Here is a 25,585-nt window from a genome sequence, read left to right as displayed (position 1 = left end):
AAAGACCCCCAGGCGTTGACCTGGGGGCTCTCGGTTGGCGAAGAGGGTGGGATTCGAACCCACGGTAGCCTTGCGACTACTTCGGTTTTCGAGACCGACCCATTCAACCACTCTGGCACCTCTCCGCACCTGATGATCGCCTGAACGGGCGACGGGGAGCATAGCACGCCCTTCCGGCGGCGCGCTACTCCCGGCGCTTCACGTCCCGCTTGCACTTGCCTGTGAGGAAGGCGTATGCTTTCAAGGTTGAAAACTGCCCCGGTACCGGGTTGCACCAGGGGGGTTTTTCGGCATGCCACCACCGGCGCGCGCAGCCCAGTGTGGTGCGTGATCACCTCCAAGCCCGCACGAGTCAACCCAGCGCCGCCCCGTACGCGTGGGTGGCCACCCGCCCCCCGGCCCGCGCCGCCACCCGGCGCGCTGCGGCCGAACCAGATGAGGAGTGATTTCCCCTGCCTACTACCCAGCAACTGCTCCGTAAGGGTCGCAAGACGATCCAGAAGAAGAGCAAGGTTCCTGCCCTGAAGGGCAGCCCCTTCCGCCGCGGCGTGTGCACGGTCGTCAAGACCACCACCCCCAAGAAGCCGAACTCCGCGCTTCGTAAGATCGCCCGCGTGCGTCTGTCCAGCGCCTTCGAAGTGACCGCCTACATCCCGGGTGAAGGCCACAACCTGCAGGAGCACAGCGTCGTGCTGATCCGTGGCGGCCGTGTGAAGGACCTTCCCGGTGTGCGTTATCACATCGTGCGCGGCAGCCTCGACACCCAGGGCGTCAAGGACCGCAACAAGAGCCGTTCCAAGTACGGCACCAAGAAGCCCAAGGCCGGCGCTGCCGCGGGCGCGAAGAAGAAGTAAGGCCGCCGCGCCGCACCGCGGCGCACGCCCGAACCCATCCCCCACAGGGGTGATGCCAATGAAGCAGCATATTCGCGCCTGAAGTGCGCGCGCTCACCCCACAGCGTGTGGGGCCTGAGCCTCAAGGGAGTCAACCATGGCACGTCGCCGCCAAGCTGAAGTGCGCGTCATCCAGCCCGACCTGGTCTACCAGGACGTTCTGGTGAGCGCTTTGATCAACCGCATCATGCGTGATGGTAAGAAGAACCTCGCCAGCCGCATCTTCTACGGAGCCATGAAGCTCGTGCAGGAGCGCACCGGCCAGGAGTCCCTGAAGATCTTCCGCCAGGCGTACGACAACGTCAAACCCCGCGTGGAAGTCCGCAGCCGCCGCGTGGGCGGCAGCACCTACCAGGTGCCCGTCGAGCCCAGCGAGCGCCGCAAGCAGAGCCTGACCCTGCGCTGGCTGATCAGCGCCGTGGACAGCCGTCCCGAGCGCACCGCCGTCGAGCGTCTGGCCGGCGAGATCATGGACGCCGCCCAGGGCCGTGGCGGCGCCATCAAGAAGAAAGACGACGTGGAGCGCATGGCGGAAGCCAACCGCGCCTACGCGCACTACCGCTGGTAATTCCGGTCAAGGGGCCCCCTGGGCCCCGAGATCCGAGCGGAGCGAGCAGGAACAGGTGTGTCTCTCGCGGAACGCAGCAGCAAGCGGCGCTTTCCCGGTTGATGCGAAGTGCAGCGAGCGGCACACCCCCACGCACCCGCACAGGAATTCTCGGACGGTAGGTTCGCCCTGCCGTCCATGTCGCGTGAAGCGAAACCCAGCGCATCTGACGGTGACGAGACACGTCACCCGCCACAATAGGGAGTCTTATGACCACCAAAGCCCAGCAGTACCTCACCCACTTCCGTAACATCGGGATTGCCGCGCACATCGACGCCGGTAAGACCACCACCACCGAACGCATCCTGTACTACACCGGCCGGACCCACAACATCGGTGAAGTGCACGACGGCGCCGCCACCATGGACTGGATGGAGCAGGAGCGCGAGCGCGGCATCACGATCACGGCGGCCGCCACGACTGCCAAGTGGAAGCGCAGCGGCACCGACCAGGAATACGTCGTGAACATCATCGACACCCCCGGTCACGTGGACTTCACGATCGAAGTGGAGCGTTCCATGCGCGTGCTCGACGGCGCCGTCGCGGTGTTCGACAGCAGCCAGGGCGTGGAGCCCCAGAGTGAAACCGTGTGGCGTCAGGCCGACCGGTACGGCGTGCCCCGCATCGCGTTCAGCAACAAGATGGACAAGACCGGCGCCAGCTTCGAGCTCGTGCTGAACGACATCAAGGAGCGCCTCGGTGCCGTCGCCGCGCCCGTCCAGTACCCCATGGGTGCCGAGAACGAGTTCAAGGGCATCATCGACATCGTGCGTCAGCGCGCCCACTTCTACACCAACGACCTGGGCACCGATATCGAGGAGACCGACATCCCGGCCGAGTACCTCGACAAGGTCGCCGAGATGCGCGCCCAGCTGATCGAAGCGGCCGCTGAAGTCGACGAAGACCTGATGATGATGTACCTCGAAGGCGAGGAACCCAGCGTGGAGCAGCTCGTGGCCGCCCTGCGCAAGGGCACCATCGAGAAGCGCATCTTCCCCGTGCTGTGCGGCAGCGCCCTGAAGAACAAGGGCGTGCAGCTGCTCCTCGACGCCGTCATCGACTACCTGCCCAGCCCGCTGGAAGTGCCCGCCATCAAGGGCAAGGTCGAGGACAGTGAGGACACCATCGAGTTCCCCGCCGATCCCGAAGGCAAGCTGGCCGCGCTGGCGTTCAAGATCATGGCTGACCCCTACGTGGGCCGCCTGACCTTCGTGCGCATCTACTCGGGCACCCTGCAGTCCGGCAGCTACGTGTACAACGCCAGCAAGGAGAAGCGCGAGCGCGTCGGCCGCCTGCTGAAGATGCACGCCAACAGCCGCGAGGAAGTCACCGAACTGAAGGCCGGGGAACTCGGCGCCGTGATCGGCCTGAAGGACGCCGGCACCGGCAACACCCTGATCGGCGACGGCGACGACAAGGTCCTGCTGGAGAGCATCGACGTGCCCGAGCCCGTCATCAAGCTCGCCATCGAGCCCAAGACCAAGGCCGACCAGGAGAAGATGGGCATCGGCCTGCAGAAGCTCGCCGAAGAGGATCCCACCTTCAAGGTCGAAACCGACCAGGAATCCGGCCAGACCACCATCGCCGGGATGGGCGAACTTCACCTGGAAATCCTGGTGGACCGCCTGAAGCGCGAGTACAAGGTCGACGCGAACGTCGGTGCGCCCCAGGTGGCCTACCGTGAAACCATCACCAAGCAGGTCGAGGTGGACAGCAAGTTCGCCCGCCAGTCCGGTGGTCGCGGTCAGTACGGTCACGTCAAACTGCGCGTGGAACCCCTGGAACCCGGCGCGGGCTTCATCTTCGAGAACGCCGTCGTCGGCGGCACCGTGCCCAAGGAGTACATCGGGCCGGCCCAGAAGGGTATCGAGGAAGCCATGCAGAGCGGCCCCATGCTGGGCTTCCCCGTGGTCGACCTGAAAGTCACCATCTACGACGGCAGCTACCACGAAGTCGACTCCAGCGAAATGGCGTTCAAGATCGCCGGTTCGATGGGTCTGAAAGAAGCCGTCCAGAAGGGCAGCCCCGCCATCCTGGAACCCGTCATGCGCGTCGAGGTGACCACCCCCGAGGACTACATGGGTGACATCATCGGCGACCTGAACAGCCGCCGTGGCCAGATCCAGGGCATGGAAGCCCGCGGTAACGCGCAGATCGTGAAGGCCTTCGTGCCCCTGAGCGAGATGTTCGGCTACGCGACCGACATGCGTTCCAAGACGCAGGGCCGCGCCAGCTACTCCATGTTCTTCGACCACTACACCCAGCTGCCCAACAACATCGCCCAGCAGCTGATGAAGAAGTAAACCCGCCTCGCCCCGCACCGGGGTGACGCCAGAGGAAGCTCCCACTGTGGGGCTTCCTCTTTTTTCGCTTCAGGCAGGCAAGAGGGTGGGCACGCTAAGCTGCGTGCATGACGGTGCCCACCCCCAACCCGGCCGCCCCGAGCGGACCGCTCCCCCCCCGGATCGGCTTCCTGACCGTGCCGCTGATGATCAACCTGATCTACTCGGCGATCACCCTGCTGTTCCTGCCGTTTGCCGGACCCACCCTGACCGAGACCACCACAGATATGGTCCGGCAGATGGGCATTCCGGACCTGACGGTGACGCCCGCGCAGATTCAGGCGGCGCTGTGGATCTCGTTCGTCCTGACCATGGTCCAGATCCTGTGGGTGTACTACACGCGCCGGGCCGTGCTGGAGGGCCGCGGCTGGGGGCGCGTGTCGAGCATCGTGATTGGTGTATTCAGTCTGCTCATCCCGCCGATCTTCACGGTGCTGGGGATCGTGATGCTCATCGGCGCGTTCGACAAACAGGTCGTGGCGTACACGCGCCGCTGAGATCCTGAAACATTGCGGTCTGTCACATGCTGCGTGACAGACCACACACCTTCTTGCCCGTTCTGCCACTGTGTGGGCGTTTCTGGCCCCTGCCTGCCTCTTTACTCCCACTTGCCCTTTGATAGGTGATCCTGTAACATACTTCTTCGGTACGCCGTGGACTCACGGACCTGCCCCGCGGCCTCACCCACCGCCGGAGCGGGACGCAGAGGCGGCGTAGCGTGGCCAGCACGGTGGGACACCACCCTGGCGAGAATCAACCCAATGTGGTTCAGCACCATCAGAACCCTGCGACATGCGCGGGGGAGCCCCGATCAAAGGGCCGCTTTTGCGTGCAGATCCACCTCTTGGAGGGAGTAAGAACATGGCTAAAGGAACGTTCGAGCGCACGAAGCCCCACGTGAACGTGGGCACCATCGGTCACGTCGACCACGGCAAGACCACCCTGACCGCCGCGATCACCTTCACGGCCGCCGCGATGGACCCCACCATCGAAAAACTGGCCTACGACCAGATCGACAAGGCCCCCGAAGAAAAGGCCCGCGGCATCACCATCAACACCGCCCACGTCGAATACAACACCCCCACCCGCCACTACAGCCACGTGGACTGCCCCGGCCACGCCGACTACGTCAAGAACATGATCACCGGTGCCGCCCAGATGGACGGCGCCATCCTCGTGGTCAGCAGCGCTGACGGCCCCATGCCCCAGACCCGCGAGCACATCCTGCTCGCCCGTCAGGTCGGCGTGCCCTACATCGTCGTGTTCATGAACAAAGTGGACATGGTCGACGACGAAGAGCTCCTCGAGCTCGTCGAAATGGAAGTCCGCGAACTGCTGAGCAAGTACGAGTTCCCCGGCGACGACCTGCCCGTCATCAAGGGCAGCGCCCTGCAGGCCCTCGAAGCCCTGCAGGCCAACCCCAAGACCGCCCGCGGCGAGAACAACTGGGTTGACCGCATCTGGGAACTGCTCGACGCGGTGGACAGCTACATCCCCACCCCCGAGCGCGCCACCGACAAGACCTTCCTGATGCCCGTCGAAGACGTGTTCACGATCACCGGCCGCGGCACCGTGGCGACCGGCCGCGTGGAACGTGGCGTCGTGAAAGTCCAGGACGAAGTGGAAATCATCGGTCTGCGCGACACGAAGAAGACCACCGTGACCGGGATCGAAATGCACCGCAAGCTGCTCGACAGCGGCATGGCGGGCGACAACGTGGGCGTGCTGCTGCGTGGCGTGGCGCGTGACGACGTGGAACGTGGCCAGGTGCTGGCGAAGCCCGGCAGCATCAAGCCCCACACGAAGTTCGAAGCCAGCGTGTACGTGCTGAGCAAGGACGAAGGCGGGCGTCACAGCGCGTTCTTCGGTGGCTACCGCCCCCAGTTCTACTTCCGCACGACGGACGTGACGGGCGTGGTGGAACTGCCCGAAGGCGTGGAAATGGTGATGCCTGGTGACAACATCACGTTCGTGGTGGAACTCATCAAGCCGATCGCGATGGAAGAAGGCCTGCGCTTCGCCATCCGCGAAGGTGGCCGTACCGTCGGCGCCGGCGTCGTCGCCAAGGTTCTGGAGTAATAGACATGGTTGCCCCCAAGATCCGTATCAAACTGCGTGGCTTTGACCACAAGGCGCTGGATCAGTCCGCCAGCAAGATCGTGGACACCGTGCGCCGCACCGGCGCCGACGTGAGCGGACCCGTGCCGCTGCCGACCCGCATCCGCCGCTTCTGCGTCCTGCGTTCCCCCTTCGTGAACAAGGACAGCCGCGAGCACTTCGAGATCCGCACCCACAACCGTCTGGTGGACATCATGAACCCCACCAAGAAGACGATTGACAGCCTCATGACCCTCGACCTGCCCACCGGTGTGGACATCGAGATCAAGACGGTGGGAGGCCGCGCATGAAGGGCATCCTCGGCACCAAGATCGGCATGACCCAGATCTGGAAGGGCGACAAGGCCATTCCCGTGACCGTCGTGCTGGCCGGCCCCTGCCCCGTCGTGCAGCGCAAGACCGCGCAGACCGACGGCTACGAGGCCGTGCAGATCGGCTACGCGCCCAAGCGCGAGAAGAGCGTCAACAAGCCCGAAGCCGGTCACTTCAAGAAGGCCGGGGTCAGCCCCGTTCGCTTCCTGCGTGAATTCCGCGACTTCAGCCCCGAAGGCGACACCGTCAGCATCGACATCTTCGCCGAAGGCGAGAAGATCGACGCGACCGGCACCAGCAAGGGGAAAGGCTTCCAGGGCGTCATGAAGCGCTGGAACTTCAAGGGCGGCCCCGCCAGCCACGGTTCCAAGAAGTGGCACCGCCGCCCCGGCTCGATCGGCCAGCGCAAGACGCCCGGCCGCGTGTACAAAGGCAAGCGCATGGCCGGCCACATGGGCATGGAGCGCATCACCGTCCAGAACCTCGAAGTGGTCGAGATCCGCGCTGACGAGAACATCATCCTGGTCAAGGGTGCAATCCCCGGCGCCAACGGTGGCCTCGTTGTCCTGCGTCAGGCCGCCAAGGGAGGCAAGTAACACATGGCGCAGATCAACGTCATCGGCAAGAACGGGGGCCGCACCATCGACCTCGAACTGCCGGAAGTGAACAGCGGCGTCCTGCACGACGTCGTCACCTGGCAGCTCGCCAGCCGCCGCCGCGGCACGGCCAGCACCAAGACCCGCGCGGAAGTCAGCAAGACCGGCAAGAAAATGTACGGTCAGAAAGGCACCGGTAACGCCCGTCACGGCGACCGCAGCGTCCCCAGCTTCGTGGGCGGCGGCGTGGCCTTCGGCCCCAAGCCCCGCAGCTACAGCTACACCCTGCCCCGCAAGGTCCGTCAGCTGGGTCTGGCCATGGCCCTGGCCGCGCGCCAGGAAGCCGGCAAGCTGATCGCCGTCGACGGTTACGACCAGGACGGCAAGACCAAGAACTTCGTCGCCTGGGCCAAAGAGAACGGCATGGACGGCAGCGAGCGCGTGCTCATCGTGACCGATGACGCCGCGACCCGCCAGGCCGCCCGTAACGTCGCCTGGGCCACCGTGCTGCCCGTCGCCGGCCTGAACGCCTACGACATCCTGCGCCACGAGCGCCTGGTGATCGACGCGGTCGTTCTCGAGCCCGCGCAGGAAGGGGAAGAGGCATGAGCCACTACGACATCATCCAGGCCCCCGTGATCAGCGAGAAAGCCTACGCTGGCATGGAACGCGGCGTGTACTCCTTCTGGGTCAGCCCCAAGGCCACCAAGACCGAGATCAAGGGCGCCATCCAGAAAGCGTTCGGCGTGACCGTGATCGGCATCAGCACCATGAACGTCCCCGGCAAGCGCAAGCGCGTCGGCCGCTTCATGGGCCACCGCGCCGACCGCAAGAAGGCCATCGTGCGCCTCGCCGACGGCCAGACCATCGCCGCCCTTGAAGGCCAGGCCTAAGGAGAGATTGAACATGGCCGTCAAGAAATACCGTCCCTACACCCCCAGCCGTCGCCACATGACGACTGCGGACTTCAGCGGACTGACCAAAAAGCGCCCCGAAAAGGCGCTCACCGAGGCGCTCCCCAAGACCGGTGGCCGTAACAACCGCGGCCGCATCACCAGCCGCTTCATCGGCGGCGGTCACAAGCGCCTGTACCGCATCATCGACTTCAAGCGCCGCGACAAGGCCGGCGTGCCCGCCAAGGTCGCCGCGATCGAGTACGATCCCAACCGCAGCGCCCGCATCGCCCTGCTGAACTACGTCGACGGCGAGAAGCGCTACGTGCTCGCGCCCGAAGGCCTGCAGGTCGGCGCCATGGTCAACGCTGGCCCCGAAGCCGAACCCAAGCTCGGCAACGCGCTGCCCCTGCGCTTCGTGCCCGTCGGTGCCGTTGTGCACAGCGTGGAACTGATCCCCGGCAAGGGCGCCCAGCTCGCCCGCAGCGCCGGTACCAGCATCCAGGTGCAGGGCAAGGAAGGCGACTACGTCATCCTGCGTCTGCCCAGCGGCGAACTCCGCCGCGTGCACAGCGAGTGCTACGCCACCATCGGTGCCGTCGGCAACGCCGAGCACAAGAACATCAACATCGGTAAGGCCGGCCGCAGCCGCTGGCTCGGGCGCAAGCCCCACCAGCGTGGTAGCGCCATGAACCCCGTGGATCACCCCCACGGCGGTGGTGAAGGCCGTACCGGCGCGGGCCGCGTGCCCGTCAGCCCCTGGGGCCAGCCCGCCAAGGGCCTGAAGACCCGCAAGAAGCGCAAGAACAGCGACCGCTTCATCATCACCCGCCGCGGCGGGAAGTAAGGGAGGGTAGGACATGCCCCGTAGCCTCAAGAAGGGCCCGTTCGTGGATGACCACCTCCTGAAGAAGGTCGACGTCCAGAACGAAAAGAAGGACAAGCGCGTCATCAAGACCTGGAGCCGCCGCTCCACCATCGTTCCCGAAATGATCGGTCACACCATTGCCGTGCACAACGGCAAGCAGCACGTGCCCGTCTTCGTGAACGAGCAGATGATCGGCCACAAGCTCGGCGAATTCAGCCCCACCCGCAACTACCGCGGCCACGGCGCTGACAAGAACGCCAAGGGGAGCAAGAAGAAATGACCGCTCCTGAATTCCGCAACAAGAAGCAGCGCAAGCAGAACGTCAAGCTGCGCACGCCCGGCAAGGCCATCGCCAAGTACGTCCGCATCAGCCCCCGCAAGGTGCGCCTGGTGGTCGACGTGATCCGTGGCAAGAGCGTCCGTGACGCCGAAGACCTGCTGCGCTTCATCCCCCGCGCCGCCAGCGAACCCGTCGCGAAAGTCCTGAACAGCGCCAAGCACAACGCGCTGCACAACGACAACATGCTCGAGGACCGTCTGGTCATTACCGCCGCGTACGTGGACGCCGGCCCGACCCTCAAGCGCCTGATCCCCCGCGCCCGTGGCAGCGCGAACATCATCAAGAAGCGCACCAGCCACATCACCATCGTCGTGGGCGAGAAGGGGAACAAGTAATGGGTAACAAGATCAACCCGAACGGCTTCCGCCTGGGCATCACCCGCACGTGGAACAGCCGCTGGTACGCCGGTAAGAAGCAGTACGCCGGCCTGCTGAAGGAAGACGAGAAGATCCGCAAGCTCGTCCAGCGCAAGCTGAACGCCGCCGGCATCGCGCGCATCGAGATCGAACGCGCCGGCCAGCAGGTCAACGTGATCATCAGCGCCGCGAAACCCGGCATCGTGATCGGCAAGGGCGGGGAGTCCATCAAGGAACTCCGCCAGGACATCGAGCGCCTCGTGTCCGCCGGCACCGTCGCCGTGAACGTCGCCGAGATCCCCAACCCCAACATCAGCGCGCCCCTGGTCGCCCTGCGCATCGCCGAGCAGATCGAACGCCGCTTCGCGTTCCGCCGCGCCATGAAGCAAGCCGCCCAGCGCGTGATGGAAAGCGGCGCCCGCGGCGTCAAGATCATCCTGTCCGGCCGCCTCGGTGGCGCCGAGCAGGCCCGCACCGAGATGGTCCGCGAAGGCCGCGTGCCCCTGCATACCCTGCGCGCCGACATCGACTACGGCACCGCCCGCGCCGAGACCACCTACGGCAGCCTGGGCATCAAGGTCATGGTCTTCACCGGTGAAGTCATCGGCGGCAAGACCGAAACCTACGCCCGTCCCCAGCGCCGCAACGACGAGCGCCGCCGTGAAGACGGTGACCGCCCCAACCGCCGCCGCCCCGCCGCGCGGCGCCGCCCCGGAGGTGAGTGATGCTTCTTCCCAAGCGCACCAAGTTCCGTAAACAGCACCGCGGCCGGATGACCGGTGACGCCAAGGGCGGCGACTACGTCGCGTTCGGCGACTTCGGCCTGATCGCCCTGGAACCCGCGTGGATCAAGAGCAACCAGATCGAGGCGTGCCGCATCGTGATGAGCCGCCACTTCCGCCGCGGCGGTAAGATCTACATCCGCATCTTCCCCGACAAGCCCGTCACCAAGAAGCCCGCCGAAACCCGAATGGGTAAGGGTAAAGGCGCCGTGGAGTACTGGGTCAGTGTCGTCAAGCCCGGCCGCGTGATGTTCGAAGTGTCCGGCGTGACCGAAGAGCAGGCCAAGGAAGCCTTCCGCCTGGCCGGTCACAAGCTGCCCATCCAGACCAAGATGGTGAAGCGCGAGGTCTACGATGAAGCTCAGTGATATGCGTAACCTGCAGGCCGCCGATTTCGCCAAGGAAATCGACAGCCGCAAGAAGGAACTGATGGAGCTGCGCTTCCAGGCGGCCGTGGGCAACCTCGCCCAGCCCCACCGCGTCAAGCAGCTCCGCCGTGAAGTGGCTCAGCTCAACACCATCCTGAGCGAGCGCAGCAAAGGGGAGCAGGCATGAAGAAGACCTTTACCGGCGTCGTCGTCAGCGACAAGGCCGACAAGACCGTCAGCGTGAAGGTCGAACGCAAGTTCGCCCACCCCCTGTACGGCAAGGTCGTCACCCGCAGCCACAAGTACGCTGCGCACGACGAGAACAACGAGTACAAGATCGGTGACCGCGTCGAGATCATCGCCGTGCGTCCCATCAGCAAGACCAAGACCTGGAAGGTCACCAAGCTGATCGAGCGTCCCCGCGGCATCGAGACCACCGCCGTGGAAACCGAGGGGGGTAAAGCATGATCATGCCCCAGTCCCGCCTCGACGTGGCGGACAACAGCGGCGCCCGCGAGATCATGTGCATCCGCGTGCTCAACAGCGGCATCGGCGGCAAGGGTCTCACCACCGGCGGCGGCGGCAACAAGCGCTACGCCCACGTGGGTGACATCATCGTCGCTTCCGTCAAGGACGCCGCCCCCCGCGGCACCGTCAAAGCCGGCGACGTCGTCAAGGCCGTGGTCGTGCGCACCAGCCACGCGATCAAGCGTGCCGACGGCAGCACCATCCGCTTCGACAAGAACGCCGCCGTCATCATCAACAACCAGGGCGAGCCTCGCGGCACCCGCGTCTTCGGGCCGGTCGCCCGTGAACTCCGCGACCGCCGCTTCATGAAGATCGTGTCCCTGGCCCCGGAGGTGCTGTAATGCCCCGTCCCAGCGCTGGTAGCCACCACAACGACAAGCTGCACATCAAGAAGGGTGACACCGTCATCGTCCTGAGCGGCAAGCATAAAGGCAAGACCGGCAAGGTGCTGCTGGCCCTGCCCCGCGACCAGAAGGTCGTCGTGGAAGGCGTGAACCTTGTCACCAAGAACGTCAAGCCCAGCCCCGCCAACCCCCAGGGCGGCCAGGAACAGCGCGAGCTGGCCCTGCACGCCAGCAAGGTGTCCATCGTGGACCCCGAGACCGGCAAGGCGACCCGCATCCGCAAGACCATCGTGGACGGCAAGAAAGTCCGCGTGGCCGTCGCGAGCGGCAAGAACATCGACTGACCACTCCGGGCCGCCGCCCACCCCCCGGGGACACGCGGCGGCCTGAGCGGCGCTCTCTGAAAAACTGGGAGACCGCTCGAAGGAACCCACCATGCAGCAACTGAAAACCAAGTACAACGAGCAGGTCCGCCCTGCGATGATGCAGCAGTTCGGCTACTCCAGCGTGATGGCCGTGCCCCGCATCGAGAAGATCGTCGTCAACGAAGGCCTCGGCAGCGCCAAGGAAGACTCCAAGGCGATCGACAAGGCCGCGAAGGAACTGGCGCTGATCACCCTGCAGAAGCCCATCGTCACCAAGGCGAAAAAGAGCATCAGCAACTTCAAGCTGCGCCAGGGCATGCCCGTGGGCATCAAGGTCACGCTGCGCGGCGAGCGCATGTTCGTGTTCCTCGAAAAGCTGATCAACATCGGCCTGCCCCGCATCCGTGACTTCAAGGGCGTGAACCCCAACGCCTTCGACGGCCGCGGCAACTACAACCTGGGCATCAAAGAACAGCTGATCTTCCCCGAAATCACCTACGACATGGTCGACAAGGTGCGCGGCATGGACATCACCATCGTGACCACCGCGAAGACGGACGAAGAAGCCCGCGCGCTCCTGCAAGCCATGGGCCTGCCCTTCCGCAAATAAGGACGGATGAACAATGGCTAACACCTCGAAAGTCGTCAAAGCTGCGCGCGGCCACAAGTTCGCCGTGCAGAACTACAACCGCTGCAGCCGCTGCGGTCGCGCCCGCGGGTACTACCGCTTCTTCGGCCTGTGCCGCATCTGCATCCGCGAGATGGCGCACAAGGGCGAACTGCCCGGCGTGAAGAAAGCCAGCTGGTAATCAGCTGACACCCCCCAGGGCCTCCCCACGCGGGAGGTCTTTTGCGTGGTGCCGCTCGGCCCTGTCTTGTGGCCGCGGCGCAGACCTGATACACTCCCAAGTTGCCGTGCCTTGAAAGAGGAACGGACGCAGTGCCCCCCGGATACGAACCTGTCGCCTTGAGAGGTCATCGTCCGGTGGTGGTGAAGACCCAACAGAAGAGACGCGCCACCTTGTGGCCCCCGCTTCCACTTGGGGAGAACCGCGCCCGACCGCCAGCTTGCCTGGGGCCGGGCCACCTGCCGGGACCAGGCCCCACGGGGAACCAGCCCGGATCAACACCAGCCCATGGAGGCTACATGTTGAGTGATCCCATCGCCGATATGCTCACGCGCATCCGCAACGCGACGCGCACCCACAAGGAGACCGTGGATGTCCCGGCCTCCAAGTTCAAAGAGCAGCTGGCCAAACTGCTCGTGGCCGAAGGCTACGTCGCCAGCTACGAGCGTCTGCTGCCCGAAGGCCAGAAGTTCGACGTGCTGCGCCTGACCCTGAAGTACGGCGCCAAGCGCGAGCAGGTCATCAAGCACATCGAGCGCATCAGCCGCCCCGGCCGCCGCGCGTACGTGAGCGCCGAGAACCTGCCCCGCGTGCAGCGTGGCCTGGGCCTGGCCGTGGTCTCCACGAGCAAGGGCCTGCTGGCCGACCGCGACGCCCGCAAGCAGGGCGTCGGCGGCGAAGTCATCTGCGTCCTCTGGTAATCCCCACAGGGATTCCCGGCGCGCGAGCATCTCACCTGACCCCTCGGCCCCCACAGCGGGCAGGCCGAACTTAAGGAAGAAGGAGGACAGACCATGTCCCGAATTGGCAAACAGCCCATCGCCGTCCCGAGCGGCGTGACCACGAGCGCCCAGGACGGCGTCTTCAAGGTCAAGGGCCCCAAAGGCGAACTGACCGTTCCCTACAACACCGAACTGACCATCAAGCAGGACGGCGACCAGCTGCTCGTCGAGCGTCCCAGCGACGCGCAGCGCCACCGCGCCCTGCACGGCCTGACCCGCACGCTCGTGGCGAACGCCGTCAAGGGTGTCAGCGACGGCTACACCATCAACCTGGAGCTCAAGGGCGTCGGTTTCCGCGCCAAGCTCGCCGGGAAGGCCCTGGAACTGACCATCGGTTACAGCCACCCCGTCGTGATCGAGCCCCCGGCTGGCGTGAGCTTCGCCGTGCCCGAACCCACCAAGATCGACGTGAGCGGCATCGACAAGCAGCTCGTCGGTCAGGTGGCCGCGAACGTCCGTAAAGTCCGCAAGCCCGACGCCTACCACGGCAAGGGTGTGCGCTTCGCTGGTGAGAAAATCAGCCTCAAGGCCGGTAAGGCTGGCGCCACCGGCGGGAAAGGGAAGAAATAATGGCTGCCCAGACGACCGTGCGCCGCAAGCTCCGCGCCCGCCGCAAAGTGCGGCAGGCCGCCGGAGATCGCCTGCGCCTCAGCGTGTACCGCTCCAGCAAGCACATCTACGCCCAGATCATCGACGACAGCAAAGGCGTCACCGTGGCTGCCGCCAGCAGCGCCGCTGTCAAGACGGGCACCAAGACCGACACCGCCACCGCCGTGGGCAAGGCCCTCGCGGAAGCCGCTCTGGCCAAGGGCGTCAAGAAGGTTGTCTTTGACCGTGGTCAGTACCGCTACCACGGACGCGTGAAAGCGCTCGCCGACGCGGCGCGGGAGGGTGGCCTTGACTTCTAACCGACGTAACGACCGTATGGACCGCGAAAGCAGCGAATTCGAAGAGAAGATGCTGTTCGTCAACCGTACGAGCAAGACCTATCAGGGCGGCCGCCGCTTCCGCTTCGCTGCACTCGTGATCCTGGGCGACCGCAACGGCCGCGTGGGCATGGGCATTGGCAAGGCCAAAGAAGTGCCCGTGGCCATCGAGAAGGCCAAGAGCATCGCCCGCAAGAACATGATCATGGTGCCCGTCGAGAACGGCACCATCCCCCACGACATCGTGGGTGTGAACAGCACCAGCCGCGTGCTGCTCAAGCCCGCAGGCCCCGGTACCGGCGTGATCGCGGGCACCGTGCCCCGCTCGATCGCCGAACTGGCCGGCATCACCAACCTGCTGTCCAAGGAACTGGGCAGCCGCAACAAGGTGAACGTCGCCTACGCCGTGTTCGACGGCCTGAAGAACCTCCGCACCGCCAAGCAGGTCCGTGCCCTGCGCGGCGAGGTGCAGCCCACCGGAGGCGCCCAGTGAAAATCACCCTGAAGCGCAGCGTCATCGGTCGCCCTGGCTACCAGGTGAAGACCGTCCAGGCGCTCGGCCTGAAGAAGATCGGCCAGACCCGCGAGGTCAGTGACACCCCCGCCGTGCGCGGCATGGTGAACACCGTCAAGCACCTGCTGGAGGTGCAAGAATGAAACTCCACGAACTCAAGCCCAACGCCGGCAGCCGCAAGAACCGCAAGCGCGTCGGCCGTGGCCCCGGTGGCACCGACAAGACCGCCGGTCGCGGTCACAAGGGCCAGAAGAGCCGCAGCGGCGCTGGCAAGGGTAGCTTCTTCGAGGGTGGCCGCAGCCGCCTGATCGCCCGTCTGCCCAAGCGCGGCTTCAACAACGTCGGCGTGACGTTCGAAGTCGTGAACCTGGCGCAGCTGGCGAACATCGAGGACGCCACCATCGACCGCAACGTGCTGGAACTCGCGGGCCTCGTGCGCCGCAAGAACCGTCCCGTGAAACTGCTCGGCAGCGGCGACATCGCCCGCGCCGTGACCATTCACGTGGACGCCGCCAGCGAAGGCGCCGTGAAGGCCGTGGAAGCGGCCGGCGGCAAAGTCATCCTGCCCGAAGCGAACGAAGCCGAGAAGGCGGAGTAAATGCTTCGCGCCTTCCGCGACGCATTCCGGATTCCGGATCTTCAGCGGAAGATTGTCTTCACCCTGCTGCTCCTCGCCGTGTACCGGCTGGGGAGCAGCATTCCCACACCAGGGGTCAACAGCGCCGCACTGAGCGACGCGACGAACAGCAGTCTGTTCGGGCTGATCAGCATGATCTCGGGAGGCAATCTTTCGCAGTTCTCGATCTTCGCGCTGGGCGTGCTGCCGTACATCACGGCGAGCATCGTCATCCAGCTGCTGACGACCACCCTGCCCCCGCTGGAGAAACTCTCCAAGGAAGGCGAGGAAGGCCGTAAGAAGATCAACCAGTACACGCGTTACGCCGCCGTGGCCCTGGGGACCTTCCAGGCCGCGTTCTTCGCGTCGTACATCAACGCCAACCCCAGCTTCCTGGCGGTCGGCTGGGAGCCGGGCCTGTTCACCATCCTGGTGATGGTCCTGACCCAGGTGGCAGGCATCGCGTTCACCATGTGGATCGGTGAGCGCATCACGGAAGTGGGCATCGGCAACGGCATCAGCCTGATCATCACGGCCGGGATCATCGCCATGTACCCCAACGAGATCCGCTTGACCGCCCAGCTGGTCGGCAGTGACCCCGACGCGCCCTGGCTGCTGCGCATCGTGGCGTTCGTGGCCGTGATTCTGGTGACCATCGCCGGGATCGTGTACGTGTACCAGGCCGAGCGCCGCGTGCCCGTCACGTACGCCCGCGCGCGTGGCGGCGCGGCCGGACAGGCCCGCAGCGCCGGTCAGGCCACTTGGTTGCCCATCAAGGTGAACCAGGCGGGCGTGATTCCCGTGATCTTCGCGTCGGCGATGCTGATCATTCCCAACCTGATCCAGCAGGGCACCGTGACCCGTGCGCCGCAGGTGAGCAGCTGGATCGCCACGTACCTGACGTTCGGGCAGCCGCTGTACATCGCGCTGGAAGCCCTGCTGATCTTCGGCTTCACGTACCTGTACAACAGCGTGCAGTTCGATCCCAAGCGCATCGCGGAGCAGCTGCGTGAGGCCGGGGGCTTCATTCCTGGCGTCCGTCCCGGCACGCCCACCGCGGAGTTCCTGGGCACGATCAGCAGCCGCCTGAGCCTGTGGGGCGCCGTCTTCCTGGTAATCCTGACGGTCATGCCGCAGCTGGTGCAGCGCTGGACCGGCATCACGACCTTCCAGTTCAGCGGCACCGGCCTGCTGATCATCGTGGGCGTGGCGCTCGAGACCCTCAAGCAGCTCGAAGCGCAGCTGACGGTCCGCCGCTACGACGGCTTCATCAGCAAGGGCCGCATCCGCGGCCGTATGAACCGCGACAGCTGACCCCAGCGCAGAGCGCGCCGCCCTCCCAGCCGGGGGCGGCGCGTTTCCTGTTCCCCCCGTGGGGACAGCCGCACCCTGGGCAGGGCAACCCCAACGGCACCTTCAGCCTCTATGCTGAGGGGTGAACGGAGGACAACAGTGACTCAACCCAAACACAACGTCGTGATCTTCCTCGGGCCTCCCGGTGCGGGCAAGGGCACCCAGGCGGAACGACTGGCGCAGGACAAGGGCCTCGTCAAGATCAGCACCGGTGACATCCTGCGCGACCACGTGGCGCGCGGCACCGACCTGGGCCAGCAGGTCAAGCCCATCCTGGACGCCGGACAGCTCGTGCCGGACGACATCCTGATCGCGCTGATCCGCGACAAGCTGGCCAGCATGGACGCTGTGCGCGTCATCTTCGACGGCTTCCCCCGCACCGGCGCGCAGGCGAAGGAACTGGACGTGCTGCTCGAGGAACTCGGCGCGCCCGTCAGTGCCGTGCCGCTGCTGGAAGTGCCGGATCAGGTGCTGATCGACCGGATCGTGGACCGGGGCCGTCAGGCCGCCGCGCGTGGTGAGGCGGTGCGCAGCGACGACACCGAGGAGGTCGCCCGCCGCCGCCAGGAGATCTACCGCGAGCAGACCCAGCCCCTGATCGACTACTACAGCGCGCGCGGCCAGCTGACCCGCGTGGACGGCGTGGGCAGCATGGATGAGGTCTACGGCCGTATCCTGGGCAGCATGAAGTAAAGGCAGCGGCGAGGGGGGCGGGTGGTTCTGGCTGAGGCTGGACTCACCCGCCCCCTTCGTGTGCCCGGCAGTGCTCCCGGGTCGGCGCGCTTGAGGCGGATGGGGGAATGCACTACATTACGTTGGCAGCGTAACGGCTGAAAGGATGCCCCATGACGCCCACCCCTGACCCCATCCTGACCCTGGCCCCCGACGCGGGCAGCGCTGCCAGCGCACGCACACTCGCCACGCCCGCCGGGTGGCCCGATCTGCACGCCGGACCCACCCACCTGTGGGGCCACTGCCAGGGCAGCGGCACGCAGCCCTACCTGATCGGCGTGGACCGCAGTGGCCCAGACGCGCCCGCCTTCAGGTGCTCCTGCCCCAGCCGTAAGTTTCCCTGCAAGCACGCCCTGGCGCTGCTGCTTCTGCATGAAGCGCACCCGCAGCACTTCGGCACGGACCCCGCACCGGACGCCATCCGGAAGTGGCTGGACGGCCGCGCCGAGAAACACGCCCTGTCCGACTCCAGCCCAGCCGACGCCGACCCGGCAGGGGAGACCCGCAGCGGCCCCGATCCCGCCGCGCAGGCCAGACGTCGCGCCGCGCGCGAGAAGAAGGTCAGCCTGGGCCTGGACGCCCTGCAGACCTTCCTGAAAGACCTCGTCCGGGACGGACTGGCGCAGGCTGCCGCGCGCCCCTACAGCGACTGGGACACCCAGGCCGCCCGCCTCGTGGACGCCCAGGCCCCCGGCGCCGCGCGACTGGTCCGGATGATCCCCGAAGTCCTGCCCCAACCGGATCGGCTGCTGGCCCACCTGGCCCGTCTGTACCTGTTGACCGAGGCGTGGCCGCGCCGCGACACCCTGAGCGGCCCGCAGCAGGCCGACCTGCGCGCCGCGCTGGGCTTCCCGCTGGACAAGGCCGCCACGGTCACCGCCGGGGGGACCGACACCCGCTGGCTGGTGCTGGGGCACACCGTCAGCGACGAGGAGCACGTCCGCACCCGCCGCACCTGGCTGCACGAAGGCGGCACCACCGCGCTGCTGCTGGACTTCGCCGCGCCCGGCTGGCCCCTCCCGCCCGCCCTGCCCGCCGGGAGCAGCGTCCGCGCCCGCCTGAGCCACGCCCCCGGCACGGTCCCCCAGCGGCACGTCCTGAACGGCGAGGCCACCCGCAGCGCCCCCGCCCCCCTGCCCGCACCCGTCACCCTGGAGGGGCTGCTCGACGCGCACGGCGCCGCCCTGGCCCTGAACCCCTGGCTGGAGCGCACCGCGCACCACCTCGGGCCCGTCACGGTCCACCCGCCCACGCGGGACGGCGACCCCTGGCGGGCCGGGGACGCACGTGGCAGCCTCCCGCTGGGCGGCAGCGACACGGCCCGCCTCACCCTGCTGGCCCTGTGTGGCGGACACCCCCAGACGTTCACCGCCGAATGGGACGGCCAGAGTCTCACACCCCTGTGCGCCGTGCAGGACGGCACCCTGCATCCCCTGGACACCCCGGAGGACGAGGATGCCTTCTGACCTGCCCGCCCTGCTGAGCGCCGCGCTGATCGGCACCGAACGTGCCCCCCTGCCCACCCCCGGCCCCGACGCCACCGGACAGGCCGCCGCGCGGGTCATCCGGGACGACCCGGCAGGTACCCTGCTGGCCCGCGCCGCGCTGCTGACCCTCGCCGCGACCGCCGGACGGCAACCCGACCCGCCCGCCCCGGCCCCCACCCCCGCCCCCAGCGACCCGCGTGCGGAAGCCCCGGCCCGCGCCGCGCGGCACCTCCCGCATCTGGGCGGCCCCCTGCTGCACGAGTGGCTGACCCTGTGCCACGCGCACGGCTACCGCGTCCCGGCGCTGTACCTGCCGCGCCTGCTGACCCTCGCCACGCAGGACCGCAGCCTGCGCGTCCCCCTCGCCCGCGTGCTGGGCGAACGGGGGCGCTGGCTGGCACACCACGCGGACAGCCCCGCCCTGGCTCACGCTGACGCCCCCGACGAGCCCACCTGGGCCCCCCTGAGCGACACCGACCGCGACACCCTGCACCGCGTCCTGCGAGCCCTCAACCCCGGCGCCGCCCGAGCCCTGCTACGCACGCAGTTCGACACGGAACGCGCCGCCAGCCGCAAACGCCTCCTGAGCGCCGTGCTGGACACCCTGAACGGCGACGACCACACCCTGGAACCCCTGCTGGAGGGCGCGCTGGACGACCACAGCCCCGACGTGCAGACCCTCGCCCGGCAGACCCTTCAGCGCCTCCCGCGCAGCGCCCTGAACGCCCGACTGGCCGCCACGCTGCACGACCCCGGCACGCCACCCAACCCCCGCGACGGCCTGAGCGGCGGCCCCCAGGCCCGACTCAGCCACGTCCTGCGGCACGCCCACCCCGACGCGCTGCTGCACGCCACGCCCGGCGGCCCCCCCGCCCTGATCACCCTGGCCCACGACCACCACCTGCTCGACGATCTCATCGCGGGCACCCTCACGCACCGGCACCAGCCCCTCGCCCAGGCCCTCCTCCCGCACGCGTCCACCCCGGCCCTGCGCGCCCTCAGCGACCCGGCCCGCACCCTCCAGGGCGGCCTGCACACCCGCGACCCCGACCTCATCCTCGCCGCCCTGGCGCACCACCCCACCCCCTGGAAGCCCGACGACAGCCACGCCATCCTCACCCTCATCCAGGACACCCTCCGGCACATCGACCACCCCTCCCAGTGGCCGCAACGCTGGCGCACCCTGCACGACCACGCCCATCACCTCCACCCCGACACCACGCCCCCCCCACCCCTGCCACCCGACGCCCCCCACCACGCCCAGAGCGTCTGGCACGACCTGACGAGCACCCTCGACACCCGCAGGCAGATCCGGCACGACTTCAAGGAGCACCCATGACCACCCCTGACGCCACCGTCCTGCGCCAGCACGCCGAGCAGCAGTACGCGCACGAACTCGCCGCCCTCGCCGCGCATGACACCCGCCCCCGCCCGCCCCGCTGGAACCTCAGCCCGCACGCCGTCCTCACGTACCTGCTCGGCGACACCCTGCCCGACGGGACCGAGATCACCGCCAAGTACGTTGGGGACCGCCGCCTCATGGAGATCGCCGTCGCCACGCTCGCCACCGACCGCGCCCTCCTCCTGCTGGGCGTGCCCGGCACCGCCAAGAGTTGGGTCAGCGAACACCTCGCCGCCGCCATCAGCGGCGACAGCACCCTCCTCATCCAGGGCACCGCGGGCACCGCCGAGGACACCCTCCGCTACGGCTGGAACTACGCCCGCCTCCTCGCCGAAGGCCCCAGCCCCGCCGCGCTCGTCCAGAGCCCCATCCTCCGCGCCATGCAGGGCGGAAAGATCGCCCGCCTGGAAGAACTCACCCGCGTGCAGAGCGACGTGCAGGACACCCTCATCACCATCCTGAGCGAAAAGACCCTCCCCGTTCCCGAACTGAACACCGAAATCCAGGCCGTGCAGGGCTTCAACCTCATCGCCACCGCCAACACCCGCGACCGCGGCGTCAACGACCTCTCCAGCGCCCTCAAACGCCGCTTCAACACCGTCATCCTCCCCGTCCCCGACACCCTCGACGACGAAGTCCGCATCGTCACCGCCCGCGCCCAGGCCCTCAGCGCCGCCCTCCAGATCCCCGCACAGCCCCCCGCGCTAGAGGAAGTCCGCCGGATCGTCACCGTCTTCCGCGAACTCCGCTCCGGCACCACCGAAGACGGCAAAACCCGCCTCAAAACCCCCAGCGGCAGCCTCAGCACCGCCGAAGCCATCAGCGTCGTCAGCCAGAGCCTGTCCCTCGCCGCGCACTTCGGCACCGGCACCCTCACCCCCCACGACATCGCCGCCAGCCTCATCGGCGCTGTCATCAAAGACCCCACCCAGGACGCCCTCATCTGGCGCGAATACCTCGAAACCGTCACCAAAAAACGCGACGACTGGAAAGATTTCTATAAAGCCTGCCGGGCGGTGAGCTGAACGGAATGGGGCATAGAGGCAACCTGATCCGTCACGAGAATGGGAAAACGTTGGCATGCAGCCATAGAGGATTCGCGTTGGATGTCCCCAGCCTGATGGCGCTGGGGGAGGCACCGTTTCTGGCTTGGTTTCAGGCTCAGTTTGATACTGCTGAACGGGTGGATCGGCCGCCACGAGCCATTTGGGATGAGATTTACACTGAAGCTGCCATGCTGGTCAATTTTGACGCGCAGTCGGTCATCTTCGGATTTTGGGAGTGGGTACCTGACGTGCGCGGCTACGACGAGATGTCGGAAGAGATGCACGAACTCATTGAATATCGTGATCTCTTCCTGTTCTTATTGAACCTTGTTCGTGAACGTTGGCCGGGTTGGGAAGTCCAACTGGCACTGCCTGCTGAATTCGCGACGCAGGAAACGCTGGTCGTCCTACCGAGCGAATTGGCGCCTCCATTAATCGTGGATGTCCACGAGGCAACTGGTACTGGCTGGACAGACGAGAGAGTCCTTGCTGCTTTCAACGCAGGGTTCGCAAGCTCTGAGTTCAGACCACCGTCGATCAGTGTCTCAAAGGAGTGATGTGAGCGTCTCCATCTTTCCCATTCGTCATCACGGCCCCGGCTCGGCGCGCAGCCTTGAGCACGCGCTGTCGCAGCTCAATCCGGATGTGGTGCTGGTCGAGGGGCCGTCGGATGCGGGTTCCGTGCTGCCGTTCCTGGCGCAGGCGGACATGACGCCGCCCGTGGCACTCCTCGGCTACGTGAATGATGATCCTTCTCGCGCGGCGTTCTGGCCGTTCGCGGTGTTCAGTCCGGAGTTCGTGGCGTTGCGGTGGGCGGCGCGGGCGGGGGTAGTGGCGCGGTTCGTGGATCTTCCGGCTGGGGTGGTGCTGGCCGGGGAGCGGGACGCGCCGGAGGATGAGTTGCGGGATGATCCGCTGGGGGTGCTGGCGCAGGCGGCGGGTTTCGCGGATTTCGAGCGGTGGTGGGAGTCGCTGGTGGAGGCCCGCGGTGATGATTTCGATGTGTTCGCGGCGGTGAACGAGGCGATGCGGGCGGTGCGGGCGGATGCGCTGGGGCCGGTGGGTCGGGAGGCGCAGCGGGAGGCGTTCATGCGGCAGGGCATCCGCGCGGCGCTGAAGGAGGGCTTCGCGCGGGTGGCGGTGGTGTGCGGGGCGTGGCATGCGCCCGCGCTGGATGTCTCCGTGTTCCCGGTGAAGGCGGACGCGGCGCTGCTCAGGGGGCTGCCGAAGGCGAAGGTGACCCTGACATGGGTGCCGTGGACGCATGGTCGCCTGAGCGTGGCGAGCGGGTACGGGGCGGGCGTGCGCTCGCCCGGGTACTACGAGCATCTGTTCACGTCGCGCGACGCGGTGGCGGAACGCTGGTTTGCGCGGGTGGCGCGGCTGCTGCGCGCCGAGCGGCTGGAGGCGAGCAGCGCGTCGGTGATCGAGGCGACGCGGCTGGCGAACGCGCTGGCGGCGCTGCGGGGGCGGGCGCTGCCGGGTCTGGAGGAGTTGAACGAGGCGGCGCTGAGCGTGTTCGGCTGGGACGGGGACCTGCCCCTGCGGCTGATCGAGGAGCGGCTGGTGGTGGGGGAGGCGCTGGGCGTGGTGCCGGACGGGGTGCCGACGGTGCCGCTGGCGCGGGACGTGGCGCGGCAGCAGAAGAGTTTGCGGTTGAAGGTGCTGCCGGAGAAGCTGGACCTGGATCTGGACCTGCGCTCGGACAACGATCTGGCGCGCAGCGTGCTGTTTCACCGCCTGAACCTGCTGGGCGTGCCGTGGGCGAAACCCCGGGGGTCGGGCGGCCTGGGGACGTTCCGCGAGGGGTGGCAGCTGCGCTGGCGGCCGGAGTTCAGCGTGCGGCTGGTCGAGGCGAGTCGGCTGGGGCAGACGGTGCGGGACGCGGCGACGGCGTCCGCGCTGGAGGCCGCGCGGGGCGCGGGGACGCTGGCGGAACTGACGGCGCTGCTGGAGGTGCTGCGCCTCGCGGACCTGCCCGGTGCGTTGCCGGTGACGCTCGCGGCGCTGGATGAGCGGTCGGCGCTGGGCGCGGACGTGCCGGACGTGCTGCGTGCTCTGCCGCCCCTGGCGCGACTGGCGCGTTACGGGGACGTGCGTGGGCGCGGTCCGGCCGCCTCTGGTCCGGGTGGGGCAGAGGTGGCCCCCCTGGAGACGTTCCGGGCGCTGCTGACCCGCGCGGCGGTGGGCCTGCCGCTGGCCGGGGTGGGTCTGGGGGACGAGGCGGCCGCCGGGCTGCGGGACGCGGTGCGGGGGGCGGACGCGGCCGTGCGCCTGCTGGACGACCCGGACGTGACGGCCGAGTGGCGTGCGGCCCTGCGCCGGACGGCGGACCGGGAGGACGCGCATCCGCTGCTGCTGGGGGACACGCTGCGCCGCCTGCGGGACGCGGGCGTGCTGGACGCCGGTCAGGTGGAGGTGCGGCTGGGACTGGCCCTGAGTGATCCGTCGCCGCTGGCGGTCACGGCGTGGCTGGACGGCTTCCTGGGGGACACCGGGGCGCTGCTCGTGCACGACGCGGGCCTGCTGGCGCTGGTGGACGGCTGGCTGTCGGCCCTGGACGCCGAGGTGTTCCAGAGCGTGCTGCCGCTGCTGCGCCGGGTGTTCGCGCGCTTCGAGGCCCCGGAACGCCGCGCGATCGGCGAGGCGCTGCGTGGGGGGACGCCCGCGTCGCGCCTCGCGCCGGTCACGGTGGATGACGCCCGGGCGGCGCGGGTCGTTCCGGTCGTGCTGAGCCTGCTGGGGGTATCCCCCGAATGATAAGAAAATGAGATTCAGTGCCGGGTATCTTGATCGGGTCTTATGCTGACGTCCCGCCTGCGCGCCCTGCTGCTTCCCCTGGCCCTGATCTCCGGCGCGGCGTGTTCCCACGCCCAGGCGCGTCCCATGGTGCTCGTGTACCACCAGGTCGGGGCGGGCAGCGGGGCGTCGCTGGGGATCGCGCCGCAGGCCCTGCGGCAGCGGGTCGAGACCCTGCGCCGCCTCGGGTACCGCTTCGTGACCTCCAGCGAGGCTGCGCGCGCCGCCCCGCAGGAGAAGGTGGCGGTCATCCAGTTCGACGACGGCTTCGAGAGCGTGTACCGGCTGGCCTTCCCGGTGCTGCGTGACCTGGGCGTGCCCGGCACGGCGTACGTGATCTGGTCGCGGCTGGATCAGCCGGGCAGCCTGAGCCGCGCGCAGGTGCGCGAACTGCGCGCCGCCGGGTGGGAGATCGGTACGCACTCGCACCGGCACGCGGCGCTGGCCGACCTCGCCCCGGCGGGCCTGCGCCGCGAGCTGAGCGTCCCGGACGGCGAGGCGGCCCGCTGCGTCGCGTACCCGCTCAACCGCCACGACGCGCGGGTACGCCGCGCGGCGATGGCGCAGGGGCTCTCGTGTGGGGTGGCCGGGGGGCCGCCCGCGCTGGGCCGCCCGGATCCGCTGGCGCTGCCCGCGCCGGCCATCACGCCCTGGGACGACACGCTGCTGCCCCTGCGGGCCCGCTGGGGGCTGGACGCCCGCGCGCCGCTTCTGCTGGCCGGGGTGACCGAGCCGGTGATCGACACCCTGCTGGATCGGGGGGCGGGCGAGGCGCCGGCGGTCGAGCCGCCCCTGACCTGGAATCCGGCGCATTACGAACTGCTGGGGAACGGGCTGATCAGCGTCGCGTGGCGCGGTGAGCGCGAGACGCGGCTGGCGTGGCGCGAGGGCCGCTGGAGTGTGAACGCCGCCGCGCGCCGCGGGGTGGGCCGCCTGGACGGCGTGTACACCGGGGGCAGCGTGGCGTTCAACGTCGCGCCGGTCACGCTGGCCGCCGGGTGGGACGGCAGCGGGCCGCTGCTGGCCGGCGCGGTGTCCCTGGGCGGGTACGGCGAGGTCTGGGGGCGGGCCAGTCGGCTGGGTGGCGCGTGGACGTGGGGTGCGGGCGCGACCCTGATTCCGGCGGATTACGTGCAGATCAGCGCGGCGCACGGGGCGTCGGGCACGCAGCTGGGCCTGCGGGCCGCGCTGCCCTGGCAGGACGGCGAGGGCCGCCCGCTGCGGCTGGGCGGCGGGTACCGCTGGGGCGAGGGGGCCGGGCCCTTCGCGGAGCTGGAGTACCGGGTGGGCAGTTACAGCCTCGCCGCCGAGGTGAGCGGCGCGGGCCGGTTCGGCGTGAAGTTCACGTCCGTCTGGTAAGCAGGCGGGC

34 protein-coding genes and 1 tRNA gene are annotated in these 25,585 nt (G+C 67.8%); 34 read left to right on the top strand and 1 reads right to left on the bottom strand.

Translation table 11 applies throughout. From position 1 onward, the window contains the following. Positions 1-35 precede the first annotated feature (35 nt). A tRNA-Ser gene (locus tag SY84_RS05780) sits at positions 36-125 on the bottom strand. A gap of 327 nt (positions 126-452) precedes the next feature. On the opposite strand from SY84_RS05780, the gene rpsL reads away from it, so the two are divergent. The 34 genes from rpsL (at position 453) to SY84_RS15800 (ending at position 25,575) form a co-directional block, all read left to right on the top strand. Continuing rightward, entirely contained in the window at positions 453-854 is a 402-nt protein-coding gene (gene rpsL / locus SY84_RS05775; RefSeq protein ID WP_046843219.1) for a 30S ribosomal protein S12, read from the top strand. A 136-nt stretch (positions 855-990) separates the two neighbouring features. Continuing rightward, positions 991-1,461 (top strand): 30S ribosomal protein S7, encoded by a 471-nt coding sequence (rpsG, locus tag SY84_RS05770; protein WP_046843218.1) that lies wholly within the window; start codon positions 991-993, stop codon positions 1,459-1,461. 248 nt (positions 1,462-1,709) lie between these two features. Further along, a complete protein-coding gene (gene fusA, locus SY84_RS05765) occupies positions 1,710-3,803 on the top strand; it encodes an elongation factor G (RefSeq protein WP_046843217.1) in 2,094 nt (697 codons plus the stop codon). Positions 3,804-3,910: 107 nt separating this feature from the next. After that, entirely contained in the window at positions 3,911-4,339 is a 429-nt protein-coding gene (locus SY84_RS05760) for a hypothetical protein (RefSeq protein WP_046843216.1), read from the top strand. 364 nt (positions 4,340-4,703) lie between these two features. Then, complete coding sequence (tuf, locus tag SY84_RS05755; protein WP_046843215.1) at positions 4,704-5,921, top strand: elongation factor Tu; 1,218 nt, start codon at positions 4,704-4,706, stop codon at positions 5,919-5,921. A gap of 5 nt (positions 5,922-5,926) precedes the next feature. After that, on the top strand, positions 5,927-6,250 hold the full coding sequence (gene rpsJ / locus SY84_RS05750; protein WP_014685998.1) for a 30S ribosomal protein S10: 324 nt from the start codon (positions 5,927-5,929) through the stop codon (positions 6,248-6,250). After that, positions 6,247-6,867 (top strand): 50S ribosomal protein L3, encoded by a 621-nt coding sequence (gene rplC, locus SY84_RS05745; RefSeq protein WP_046843214.1) that lies wholly within the window; start codon positions 6,247-6,249, stop codon positions 6,865-6,867. Before rpsJ ends, rplC begins: the two co-directional genes overlap by 4 nt. Before the next feature lie 3 nt (positions 6,868-6,870). Next, entirely contained in the window at positions 6,871-7,476 is a 606-nt protein-coding gene (rplD, locus tag SY84_RS05740; protein WP_046843213.1) for a 50S ribosomal protein L4, read from the top strand. Beyond that, positions 7,473-7,760 (top strand): 50S ribosomal protein L23, encoded by a 288-nt coding sequence (locus SY84_RS05735; protein ID WP_046843212.1) that lies wholly within the window; start codon positions 7,473-7,475, stop codon positions 7,758-7,760. The genes rplD and SY84_RS05735 overlap by 4 nt, the downstream gene beginning before the upstream one ends. A 13-nt stretch (positions 7,761-7,773) precedes the next feature. Beyond that, a complete protein-coding gene (rplB, locus tag SY84_RS05730) occupies positions 7,774-8,607 on the top strand; it encodes a 50S ribosomal protein L2 (protein WP_046843211.1) in 834 nt (277 codons plus the stop codon). 13 nt (positions 8,608-8,620) lie between these two features. Then, the gene (gene rpsS, locus SY84_RS05725) at positions 8,621-8,908 is read left to right on the top strand and encodes a 30S ribosomal protein S19 (protein ID WP_046843210.1); all 288 of its coding nucleotides are present in this window, start codon (positions 8,621-8,623) and stop codon (positions 8,906-8,908) included. After that, complete coding sequence (gene rplV / locus SY84_RS05720) at positions 8,905-9,303, top strand: 50S ribosomal protein L22 (protein ID WP_081424521.1); 399 nt, start codon at positions 8,905-8,907, stop codon at positions 9,301-9,303. The genes rpsS and rplV overlap by 4 nt, the downstream gene beginning before the upstream one ends. Further along, positions 9,303-10,049 carry a 30S ribosomal protein S3 gene (rpsC, locus tag SY84_RS05715; protein ID WP_046843209.1) on the top strand — a complete coding sequence of 249 codons (747 nt, stop codon included), beginning with the start codon at positions 9,303-9,305 and terminating at the stop codon, positions 10,047-10,049. The genes rplV and rpsC overlap by 1 nt, the downstream gene beginning before the upstream one ends. Continuing rightward, positions 10,049-10,474, top strand: coding sequence for a 50S ribosomal protein L16 (rplP, locus tag SY84_RS05710; protein ID WP_046843208.1), 426 nt, complete (start codon positions 10,049-10,051; stop codon positions 10,472-10,474). The genes rpsC and rplP overlap by 1 nt, the downstream gene beginning before the upstream one ends. Beyond that, positions 10,461-10,661: a 50S ribosomal protein L29 gene (gene rpmC, locus SY84_RS05705; protein ID WP_046843207.1), complete on the top strand. Its 201-nt coding sequence runs from the start codon at positions 10,461-10,463 to the stop codon at positions 10,659-10,661. Before rplP ends, rpmC begins: the two co-directional genes overlap by 14 nt. Further along, positions 10,658-10,942, top strand: a complete 285-nt coding sequence (gene rpsQ, locus SY84_RS05700) for a 30S ribosomal protein S17 (RefSeq protein ID WP_046843206.1) — start codon at positions 10,658-10,660, stop codon at positions 10,940-10,942. The genes rpmC and rpsQ overlap by 4 nt, the downstream gene beginning before the upstream one ends. Then, positions 10,939-11,343 (top strand): 50S ribosomal protein L14, encoded by a 405-nt coding sequence (rplN, locus tag SY84_RS05695; RefSeq protein WP_022800312.1) that lies wholly within the window; start codon positions 10,939-10,941, stop codon positions 11,341-11,343. Before rpsQ ends, rplN begins: the two co-directional genes overlap by 4 nt. After that, positions 11,343-11,690 carry a 50S ribosomal protein L24 gene (gene rplX, locus SY84_RS05690; RefSeq protein ID WP_046843205.1) on the top strand — a complete coding sequence of 116 codons (348 nt, stop codon included), beginning with the start codon at positions 11,343-11,345 and terminating at the stop codon, positions 11,688-11,690. Before rplN ends, rplX begins: the two co-directional genes overlap by 1 nt. A 91-nt stretch (positions 11,691-11,781) precedes the next feature. Next, the gene (gene rplE, locus SY84_RS05685) at positions 11,782-12,321 is read left to right on the top strand and encodes a 50S ribosomal protein L5 (RefSeq protein WP_046843204.1); all 540 of its coding nucleotides are present in this window, start codon (positions 11,782-11,784) and stop codon (positions 12,319-12,321) included. A gap of 13 nt (positions 12,322-12,334) precedes the next feature. Beyond that, positions 12,335-12,520, top strand: a complete 186-nt coding sequence (locus SY84_RS05680) for a type Z 30S ribosomal protein S14 (RefSeq protein ID WP_046843203.1) — start codon at positions 12,335-12,337, stop codon at positions 12,518-12,520. Between the two features lie 338 nt (positions 12,521-12,858). After that, positions 12,859-13,260, top strand: a complete 402-nt coding sequence (gene rpsH, locus SY84_RS05675; RefSeq protein WP_046843202.1) for a 30S ribosomal protein S8 — start codon at positions 12,859-12,861, stop codon at positions 13,258-13,260. A 93-nt stretch (positions 13,261-13,353) separates the two neighbouring features. Then, positions 13,354-13,911, top strand: coding sequence for a 50S ribosomal protein L6 (gene rplF, locus SY84_RS05670; RefSeq protein ID WP_046843201.1), 558 nt, complete (start codon positions 13,354-13,356; stop codon positions 13,909-13,911). Then, positions 13,911-14,249 (top strand): 50S ribosomal protein L18, encoded by a 339-nt coding sequence (gene rplR / locus SY84_RS05665; RefSeq protein ID WP_046843200.1) that lies wholly within the window; start codon positions 13,911-13,913, stop codon positions 14,247-14,249. Before rplF ends, rplR begins: the two co-directional genes overlap by 1 nt. Next, complete coding sequence (rpsE, locus tag SY84_RS05660; protein ID WP_081424520.1) at positions 14,239-14,760, top strand: 30S ribosomal protein S5; 522 nt, start codon at positions 14,239-14,241, stop codon at positions 14,758-14,760. Before rplR ends, rpsE begins: the two co-directional genes overlap by 11 nt. Further along, positions 14,757-14,924: a 50S ribosomal protein L30 gene (gene rpmD / locus SY84_RS05655; RefSeq protein ID WP_046843198.1), complete on the top strand. Its 168-nt coding sequence runs from the start codon at positions 14,757-14,759 to the stop codon at positions 14,922-14,924. Before rpsE ends, rpmD begins: the two co-directional genes overlap by 4 nt. After that, positions 14,921-15,379, top strand: coding sequence for a 50S ribosomal protein L15 (gene rplO, locus SY84_RS05650; RefSeq protein WP_046843197.1), 459 nt, complete (start codon positions 14,921-14,923; stop codon positions 15,377-15,379). Before rpmD ends, rplO begins: the two co-directional genes overlap by 4 nt. Continuing rightward, positions 15,380-16,711, top strand: coding sequence for a preprotein translocase subunit SecY (gene secY / locus SY84_RS05645; protein ID WP_046843196.1), 1,332 nt, complete (start codon positions 15,380-15,382; stop codon positions 16,709-16,711). It begins immediately after the preceding gene. A 138-nt stretch (positions 16,712-16,849) separates the two neighbouring features. After that, entirely contained in the window at positions 16,850-17,443 is a 594-nt protein-coding gene (locus SY84_RS05640; protein ID WP_046843195.1) for an adenylate kinase, read from the top strand. Between the two features lie 152 nt (positions 17,444-17,595). Continuing rightward, a complete protein-coding gene (locus SY84_RS05635; protein ID WP_052751053.1) occupies positions 17,596-18,948 on the top strand; it encodes an SWIM zinc finger family protein in 1,353 nt (450 codons plus the stop codon). Beyond that, a complete protein-coding gene (locus SY84_RS15805; RefSeq protein ID WP_052751052.1) occupies positions 18,938-20,308 on the top strand; it encodes a DUF5691 domain-containing protein in 1,371 nt (456 codons plus the stop codon). The genes SY84_RS05635 and SY84_RS15805 overlap by 11 nt, the downstream gene beginning before the upstream one ends. Then, a complete protein-coding gene (locus SY84_RS05625; protein WP_046843194.1) occupies positions 20,305-21,396 on the top strand; it encodes an ATP-binding protein in 1,092 nt (363 codons plus the stop codon). The genes SY84_RS15805 and SY84_RS05625 overlap by 4 nt, the downstream gene beginning before the upstream one ends. A gap of 77 nt (positions 21,397-21,473) precedes the next feature. Beyond that, positions 21,474-21,974 (top strand): hypothetical protein, encoded by a 501-nt coding sequence (locus SY84_RS16435; protein WP_157882902.1) that lies wholly within the window; start codon positions 21,474-21,476, stop codon positions 21,972-21,974. Between the two features lies 1 nt (position 21,975). Next, positions 21,976-24,177, top strand: coding sequence for a DUF5682 family protein (locus SY84_RS05620; protein WP_157882901.1), 2,202 nt, complete (start codon positions 21,976-21,978; stop codon positions 24,175-24,177). Positions 24,178-24,219: 42 nt separating this feature from the next. Beyond that, the gene (locus SY84_RS15800; protein WP_052751051.1) at positions 24,220-25,575 is read left to right on the top strand and encodes a polysaccharide deacetylase family protein; all 1,356 of its coding nucleotides are present in this window, start codon (positions 24,220-24,222) and stop codon (positions 25,573-25,575) included. The last annotated feature ends 10 nt before the right edge of the window (positions 25,576-25,585 follow it).

It is taken from the genome of Deinococcus soli (ex Cha et al. 2016) (assembly GCF_001007995.1).
Taxonomy (GTDB): Bacteria; Deinococcota; Deinococci; order Deinococcales; family Deinococcaceae; genus Deinococcus; species Deinococcus soli.
Note: the sequence above shows the minus strand (reverse complement) of the source record. Positions and strands in the feature narration are given on the sequence as shown.

Coding starts and splice junctions, on each gene's coding strand:
- rpsG (WP_046843218.1), top strand. CDS start 991: ATGGCACGTCGCCGCCAAGCTGAAGTGCGCGTCATCCAGCCCGACCTG.
- fusA (WP_046843217.1), top strand. CDS start 1,710: ATGACCACCAAAGCCCAGCAGTACCTCACCCACTTCCGTAACATCGGG.
- SY84_RS05760 (WP_046843216.1), top strand. CDS start 3,911: ATGACGGTGCCCACCCCCAACCCGGCCGCCCCGAGCGGACCGCTCCCC.
- tuf (WP_046843215.1), top strand. CDS start 4,704: ATGGCTAAAGGAACGTTCGAGCGCACGAAGCCCCACGTGAACGTGGGC.
- rpsJ (WP_014685998.1), top strand. CDS start 5,927: ATGGTTGCCCCCAAGATCCGTATCAAACTGCGTGGCTTTGACCACAAG.
- rplC (WP_046843214.1), top strand. CDS start 6,247: ATGAAGGGCATCCTCGGCACCAAGATCGGCATGACCCAGATCTGGAAG.
- rplD (WP_046843213.1), top strand. CDS start 6,871: ATGGCGCAGATCAACGTCATCGGCAAGAACGGGGGCCGCACCATCGAC.
- SY84_RS05735 (WP_046843212.1), top strand. CDS start 7,473: ATGAGCCACTACGACATCATCCAGGCCCCCGTGATCAGCGAGAAAGCC.
- rplB (WP_046843211.1), top strand. CDS start 7,774: ATGGCCGTCAAGAAATACCGTCCCTACACCCCCAGCCGTCGCCACATG.
- rpsS (WP_046843210.1), top strand. CDS start 8,621: ATGCCCCGTAGCCTCAAGAAGGGCCCGTTCGTGGATGACCACCTCCTG.
- rplV (WP_081424521.1), top strand. CDS start 8,905: ATGACCGCTCCTGAATTCCGCAACAAGAAGCAGCGCAAGCAGAACGTC.
- rpsC (WP_046843209.1), top strand. CDS start 9,303: ATGGGTAACAAGATCAACCCGAACGGCTTCCGCCTGGGCATCACCCGC.
- rplP (WP_046843208.1), top strand. CDS start 10,049: ATGCTTCTTCCCAAGCGCACCAAGTTCCGTAAACAGCACCGCGGCCGG.
- rpmC (WP_046843207.1), top strand. CDS start 10,461: ATGAAGCTCAGTGATATGCGTAACCTGCAGGCCGCCGATTTCGCCAAG.
- rpsQ (WP_046843206.1), top strand. CDS start 10,658: ATGAAGAAGACCTTTACCGGCGTCGTCGTCAGCGACAAGGCCGACAAG.
- rplN (WP_022800312.1), top strand. CDS start 10,939: ATGATCATGCCCCAGTCCCGCCTCGACGTGGCGGACAACAGCGGCGCC.
- rplX (WP_046843205.1), top strand. CDS start 11,343: ATGCCCCGTCCCAGCGCTGGTAGCCACCACAACGACAAGCTGCACATC.
- rplE (WP_046843204.1), top strand. CDS start 11,782: ATGCAGCAACTGAAAACCAAGTACAACGAGCAGGTCCGCCCTGCGATG.
- SY84_RS05680 (WP_046843203.1), top strand. CDS start 12,335: ATGGCTAACACCTCGAAAGTCGTCAAAGCTGCGCGCGGCCACAAGTTC.
- rpsH (WP_046843202.1), top strand. CDS start 12,859: ATGTTGAGTGATCCCATCGCCGATATGCTCACGCGCATCCGCAACGCG.
- rplF (WP_046843201.1), top strand. CDS start 13,354: ATGTCCCGAATTGGCAAACAGCCCATCGCCGTCCCGAGCGGCGTGACC.
- rplR (WP_046843200.1), top strand. CDS start 13,911: ATGGCTGCCCAGACGACCGTGCGCCGCAAGCTCCGCGCCCGCCGCAAA.
- rplO (WP_046843197.1), top strand. CDS start 14,921: ATGAAACTCCACGAACTCAAGCCCAACGCCGGCAGCCGCAAGAACCGC.
- secY (WP_046843196.1), top strand. CDS start 15,380: ATGCTTCGCGCCTTCCGCGACGCATTCCGGATTCCGGATCTTCAGCGG.
- SY84_RS05635 (WP_052751053.1), top strand. CDS start 17,596: ATGACGCCCACCCCTGACCCCATCCTGACCCTGGCCCCCGACGCGGGC.
- SY84_RS15805 (WP_052751052.1), top strand. CDS start 18,938: ATGCCTTCTGACCTGCCCGCCCTGCTGAGCGCCGCGCTGATCGGCACC.
- SY84_RS05625 (WP_046843194.1), top strand. CDS start 20,305: ATGACCACCCCTGACGCCACCGTCCTGCGCCAGCACGCCGAGCAGCAG.
- SY84_RS15800 (WP_052751051.1), top strand. CDS start 24,220: ATGCTGACGTCCCGCCTGCGCGCCCTGCTGCTTCCCCTGGCCCTGATC.